The sequence below is a fragment of the Skermanella sp. genome, from assembly GCF_059503625.1.
On record NZ_JCACHA010001040.1, the window covers coordinates 1 to 5,907 of the forward strand.

4 protein-coding genes are annotated in these 5,907 nt (G+C 62.3%); 3 read left to right on the top strand and 1 reads right to left on the bottom strand.

Translation table 11 applies throughout. The features are described 5' to 3' along the window. The first annotated feature begins 132 nt into the window (after nucleotides 1–132). Entirely contained in the window at nucleotides 133–1,218 is a 1,086-nt protein-coding gene (locus AC5JJ6_RS37790) for an IS5 family transposase (RefSeq protein ID WP_496046970.1), read from the top strand. Nucleotides 1,219–1,529: 311 nt separating this feature from the next. On the opposite strand, the gene AC5JJ6_RS37795 is transcribed toward AC5JJ6_RS37790, so the two are convergent. Beyond that, the gene (locus AC5JJ6_RS37795) at nucleotides 1,530–3,296 is read right to left on the bottom strand and encodes a hypothetical protein (protein WP_496046971.1); all 1,767 of its coding nucleotides are present in this window, start codon (nucleotides 3,294–3,296) and stop codon (nucleotides 1,530–1,532) included. 766 nt (nucleotides 3,297–4,062) lie between these two features. Between AC5JJ6_RS37795 and AC5JJ6_RS37800 the strand changes: the two genes are divergently transcribed. Beyond that, nucleotides 4,063–5,009 (top strand): IS630 family transposase gene (locus AC5JJ6_RS37800; RefSeq protein WP_496046972.1). Its coding sequence is split into 2 segments (ribosomal slippage): nucleotides 4,063–4,399 and nucleotides 4,399–5,009, totalling 948 coding nucleotides; the frame shifts between segments, so codons are not numbered across the junction. A gap of 275 nt (nucleotides 5,010–5,284) precedes the next feature. Then, nucleotides 5,285–5,587 (top strand): hypothetical protein, encoded by a 303-nt coding sequence (locus tag AC5JJ6_RS37805; protein WP_496046973.1) that lies wholly within the window; start codon nucleotides 5,285–5,287, stop codon nucleotides 5,585–5,587. Nucleotides 5,588–5,907: the final 320 nt, after the last annotated feature.

A 5,907-nucleotide genomic window follows, 5' to 3' on the forward strand; every position in this document is an offset into this window, starting at 1 on the left:
CGATGCCCGTGCTGCCAACGACTCACTCAGCGCCGCATTATATGACACAGTAGTAATAGCAGGCTGCTGAAATTCTCTCGCGACCGGCTGCGGGTCGTGATTGGCTTGTCCTGGTGACGAGGCGAGGTCGGGATGCGCGGCAAGGATGAGTTGCGGGGTTCGCTGTTCAGCTACGTCGACCTGGAACAGCGGATCCGGGCTGACCACCCGCTCCGCGCGATCGGTGCCGTCGTCAACGCAGCCCTAGCCCAAATGTCAGCCGAGTTCGACGCGCTGTACCCGGCGACGGGCCGGGACTCGATCCCGCCCGAGCGGCTGCTGAGGGCGCTGCTGCTGCAGGCCTTCTACTCCATCCGCTCGGAGCGCCAGCTGGTCGAACGGATCGACTTCGACCTGCTGTTCCGGTGGTTCGTCGGCCTCGGCGTGGACGACCCGGTCTGGGACGCCACCACCTTCACCAAGAACCGCGACCGGCTGCTGGCGGGCGAGGTCGCCGCGCGCTTTCTCGCCGCCGTATTGGCGCAGCCGAAGGTGCGTGCGCTGCTCTCGACCGAGCATTTCTCGGTCGACGGCACGCTGCTTGAGGCCTGGGCCAGCACCAAGAGCTTCCGGCCGAAAGACGGCTCCGGGCCGCCACCCGATGCGGGACGCAACGGCGAGCAGGACTTCCGGGGTCAGAAGCGCTGCAATGAGACGCACGCCTCGACCACTGATCCGGACGCCAAGCTGTTCCGCAAGGGCCCGGGCAAGGAGGCCAAGCTTTGTTCCATGGGGCATGCGCTGATGGAGAACCGCCACGGCCTGGTCGTAGGTGCGGTCGCCACCCGCGCCTCGGGCCACGCCGAGCGACTGGCCGCGCTGCACCTGATCGCGCCGCACGCCGACCGACCGAACGCGATCACGCTGGGTGCTGACAAGGCCTTCGACGCGCGTGACTTCGTCGCCGAGCTGCGCGAGGTCAATGTCACGCCGCACCTGCCGCAGAGCACCAGCGGGCGGCGGTCCGCCATCGACAGGCGGACGACGCGGCACGCGGGCTACGCGGTCAGCCAGCGGATCAGGAAGAGGATCGAGGAAGCGTTCGGCTGGGCCAAGACGGTGGCCGGGCTGCGCAAGGTCCGTCACCGCGGACTGCCCAAGATCGACTGGCAGTTCACCCTGGCCATGGCCGCCTACAACCTGGTCCGCCTGCCGAAGCTGCTCGGCGCGGCGACGTGACGCCCGAGGAGCGCCCGAACGATGTCCAGCACCGGGAAACACCCCCAGGCCAGCCACACCAGCGCCAACCCAGACGACCAATCATAGCGAGAAGGAGTTCCGATCCCGCCAAGCGTGCAGCCTTTTCAGCAGCCTGCTAGTTCGCGAGCATTCCGCCGACCGCGCGACCGGGCTTGCCTTCCTTGCGATAAGCACCCCATGGAGCAAGTCAGTGATGCCTGCTCAAGCTCGTCTGCCACCGGCCAGCTGATACCGACGTCTTCGTCGATATAGACACCAAGCGCTTAGCAAACCCAAGCGCCTCAGGCGCATCACTCTGGCTCACTCGGCCGTCCTAGCGCCTCAAGCTTAGTTCGTCGCTCTGCCATACCGCGCGCGATAAGCTCCGCTGCATGTTTGGCGAGTCCCGCAGCTTGCCGGCGAAGTGCAATATCAGGACGATCCGTTTCTGGCAGGCTAAGCAAACTTTGCTCCAACTTTTGCCCAATGGTTGGGTAAAATTGGCCGTCATTGCCCAAGAATGGGCCGTAGCCTGAAGCCGCGTCGACACCAACAGTTTTGCTCAGGAAGCGTAGTTGGTACTTGCACTCTGCATCTCGCCAATCCTCGTGCGCGGTCTGGTAGGCATCAGATGCTGCCTCATAGGCCTCCTCCGTTTCGAAGGCCTCAAATTCCGGTGGTATGGGTTCGGCGTAGCGCGGGGCATCAGGATTGGGACCAACCCAATCAGCAAACGACCCGTCGGGAGCGCCAAGGATGGCATCGCGCCATTGCGGCGTAGATGGCAAGATTCGGAATGGGTCGGACGGCAACTCTGCCGCGTCACGACCGAACAACGCGCGAATTATGTGCCGGGTCGCCTCGTCCGGTTCGGCGAAACAGCTATATGGACCGTCACGCTCTCCAGTCGTGAAGTCGCGTTGACCTCCCGCTTGCCACGATAAGGCGAGTCCGTAGACATGGCGCTTTCTTCTCACGATACCTAAAGGTGCATCCACACCGTAGCGGAACTCGGGATGGAGAAGCGCGGTCCATAGTCCCCGGGCAGGTGACGATGGCTCACCGACATACTCTGTCCATTTTTCAGCAGGGAACGCTGCTTGGCAGCGCTCTGTCGCTAGCGAGACAAGGAAGCAACCGCGAGGGTCACCGTTGGGGCCGATCGGAAGAATTGCCCACCAGAAGCGGAACCAAACTTGCGCCCAGCTTGCGAGATCTACGCGCGGTAGCGCCTGTTCGTTCTCCTTGAGAGGTGTTTCAACAACAGCTCGTAGTGTGGTGGCTGGGCACTCACCGAGGAACAGCTTTGGAGCCAGTCCAGTGATAAAGAACCACGGTGCGAACGCAAAGGCATTACGGTCGGTGTACCTATGTTTACCTTCTAGCCCCTGATCGGGCCCTGCGATCAGCTGGTTGAACTCGAGACGAAATGGCGAATTGGCTTCGTCATACGCTGTTGGAAATTCCATTGCGACACGCAGCGCCCGACGCAGATCCAGGTCGCGTATGATGGTCTCTGTCGCCCTGACCCATGCTTGCCAAGTCTCCTCTCGTCGCTGCTCACCAAGGCTATCACTTGGCACCTGCGCGATAGCTGCAGCGTCCGGCTCAATGTTGGGAAACAGTCGCAGCAAGATTTCTGCCTCTGGCATCCCAGAAAGCTGTGCTATCCCTTCGGCAATGCGGACGTATATCGTGGCGCGCTGTCGCTGCTTGGCTGCTGGCTTCCGCTTTTCTGGATTCCACACAATACCCCAGAGACGCTTGGTAGGGTGGCGCATCCCTGACCCGAATACGTGTTCACAGAGGCGCGTTTTGAAGCCTGCTTCCCTGTCCGCCAAAATCCTGTACAGTTCTGCTGCAGCATATTCGATGTGCTGACCAAATCCGCCAGGCCTCTTTTGTATCAACCGCTTGATCGCTGCGGCACGGGCGTTGCGTTCTATGGCCGCAGAGTCCGTCACTTGCGGCCGGTTCGGCAGTCGATACACGTCACCCATTCTCAGGCCCTCACCGCTGCCGACCATGCAGGCGTTGCCGAGCGCTGCCGCTGGAGACGCGCCCATAGCGCCGTCCACGCCGGCCCTGCTGGACAAGGGCGGTAACCACCCGACCGTTGCTATCCAGCACAACCACGCGCCCGGCCAACCGCTCGACTTGCGCCGGCGTAAGCCCTTCCACCTGTGCCGCCGCCAGCGTAGCCGCCGAAGCGGATAGCGCAACGCAGCCACGGCCTACAGGAACGGCACGGTCAGCAATGCCGAGCAAAGCCAAAACGGTAAGATCAAGGAAGCCGCGGCTTCGGACGCGGCGGCGCCCGTGGGCAGTCAGCACAAGCTCATTAGGGCGGTTGGGGCTAAGCATTGAAGCCTCACAGGCGGTTACGGCATGGGTGAGATTGACCAACACAGCTTTCGTTCGCAATTCCAACGATATGGGAAATTGGGAAGAAAACAGAGGAAGTATTCAGGGGAAATTTGGGGGGAAGTTGTAGGAAGGGTGCCAACGGGGCTTGTGCTGTGGAGCTTGGGTCATGCCTTTCGTCGGCACGTCTGGAATCTCGGCGCGCGGCCTACCGTCCCGACACGCAGCGACAAGGCGCCTGTCGCCTGCCCAGCGCCGATTTTCAACAACCGCAACCGCGCCGAGCGCCTCTGAGCCAGGCGGAAGGAGTGGCGCGCCGTCGCCACACGCTACAGGAGGACCGCCACGTCCTTCCTCTGCCTCACCGCCGCCGCCGATTGCCTCAGGCGCTAGAGCGGTTTCCTGCCTGACTGCACCGCTTGTGATCCCACGGGCTGTGCGGTCGTGATTCGATTGCCCCTGAGGATGGGGGCGATGGGCATGTCGAAGGCTCTGTCAGTCGATCTGCGGGAGCGCGTGGTGGCGGCGATTGCGGCGGGATCGTCCTGTCGGGCGGCGGCAGTCCGCTTCGGGGTGAGCGCGGCAAGCGCAGTCCGGTGGGCGGCGCTGGTGCGGGAGGTGGGGTCGGTCGCGCCAGGACCGCTGGGCGGGGACCGGCGTTCAGCCCAGATCGAGGCGCATGCGGCGCTGATCCTTCGCCTCGTCGACCAGAAGTCGGACATCACGCTGCGGGAGATTCGGGCCGAACTGGCCAGGGCTGGTGTGTCGGCCGGCATCGGCACGCTGTGGCGCTTCTTCGACCGGCGCCGGATGACACGCACAAAAAGTCCGCCCACGCCGCGGAGCAGGACCGCCCGGACGTCCTGAGGCGGCGCTGGGCCTGGTTCGAGGCGCAGCCTGACCTCGACCCAGACCGGCTGGTGTTCATCGATGAGACCTGGGCTTCCACCAACATGGCTCGGACCCACGGCCGAGCACCCCGAGGCGAGCGGCTGCGGGCCGCCATCCCGCATGGCCATTGGCTCACCACCACCTTCGTCGCCGGCCTGCGCAACACCGGCATGGTGGCGCCGATGGTGCTGGACGGGCCGATCAACGGCTCCCTGTTCCAAGACTACGTGGAGCAGGTGCTGGTGCCCGAGCTGCACCCTGGCGACATTGTCGTGATGGACAACCTCGGTAGCCATAAGGGCGCCGGCGTCAGAGCTGCCATAGAGGCCGTAGGTGCCAACCTGCTCTACCTCCCACCCTACAGCCCCGACTTCAACCCAATCGAGCAGGCCTTTGCCAAGCTGAAGGCCGCGCTCCGCACGGCGGCAGAGCGCAGCCTCGAGGGCCTGTGGGCCGCCATCGGCCGCATCATCGACACCTTCACCCCAGCCGAGTGCACCAACTACTTCGCCGCCGCCGGCTACGATGCAGACTGATGGGAAACCGCTCTAACGAGCCGTTCCCCCGCAAGCAGTGACGAAGAGCTAATGCCGTGCTCTTTCACATGCGATAAGACCCCCACACCGCATATTGGCCAGCCTTGCCACAGTTGGTCGGCGAAGGGAAGCACACCAGTCCTGACTTCCCGCGTACCAACCTTAAGGTTGCTGCCATTGCCATTGCCATTGACCTCTGGGCCGCTCTTTCTTTTGTTCATGCAGGAACCTGAAATGCACTTTTTAGTTGATGGACGGTCAGCAGGAGAGCCAGCATGGCGCGAATTGAGTTGGGTCAGCGCGACGAAATTTTTTCTGTGAGCGCTGATGATATAGGGGTGTTCATCGCCTGCGGTTGGACGGTCGCCATCAGTCCACCAGACGCTCTACGCTATGCGAAGGTCGGCCTCAGCTCCAACGCCAACGCGGGCTTCTTCCTCAGCGGGAATGTTTCGCCGCGCGTGATCCTCACCCACAAGGATTGCAAGATTGCGATGAGCCATGACGATGCGCGTAAGATCATGGACCTGATCAAAACCGTATACGACGCCCCAATGGACGAACCGTCGTACAGTTAGCACAACCCGTGTTCTTGCACTGGCGATTGGCGTCCCATCTGGTGGGTGTACTATCGCATCAGTACAGACCTTGCGCTGCCCGGTTCAAGCACAGCGGATCGTACTATTAATCGTACACCGCATGTTAGCCAGTCTTGCCACATTTGGTCGACGCCCGATACTTGGGGCGTGTGAACAGCTCTTCACGAGATCTCCTGTGTAACAGAGGCGCAATTTATCATAATTTGCTTATACCGATCTCCGGTAGAAAGGCGGGATGGACCACGCTTAGTGTCCGTCCGGGATCATATTGTTCTTCGGCATAGCCTTCGCAGCATGAG

Excerpts from the sequence above, each read along its gene's own strand:
- AC5JJ6_RS37790 (WP_496046970.1), top strand. The coding sequence starts at position 133 with ATGCGCGGCAAGGATGAGTTGCGGGGTTCGCTGTTCAGCTACGTCGAC.
- AC5JJ6_RS37805 (WP_496046973.1), top strand. The coding sequence starts at position 5,285 with ATGGCGCGAATTGAGTTGGGTCAGCGCGACGAAATTTTTTCTGTGAGC.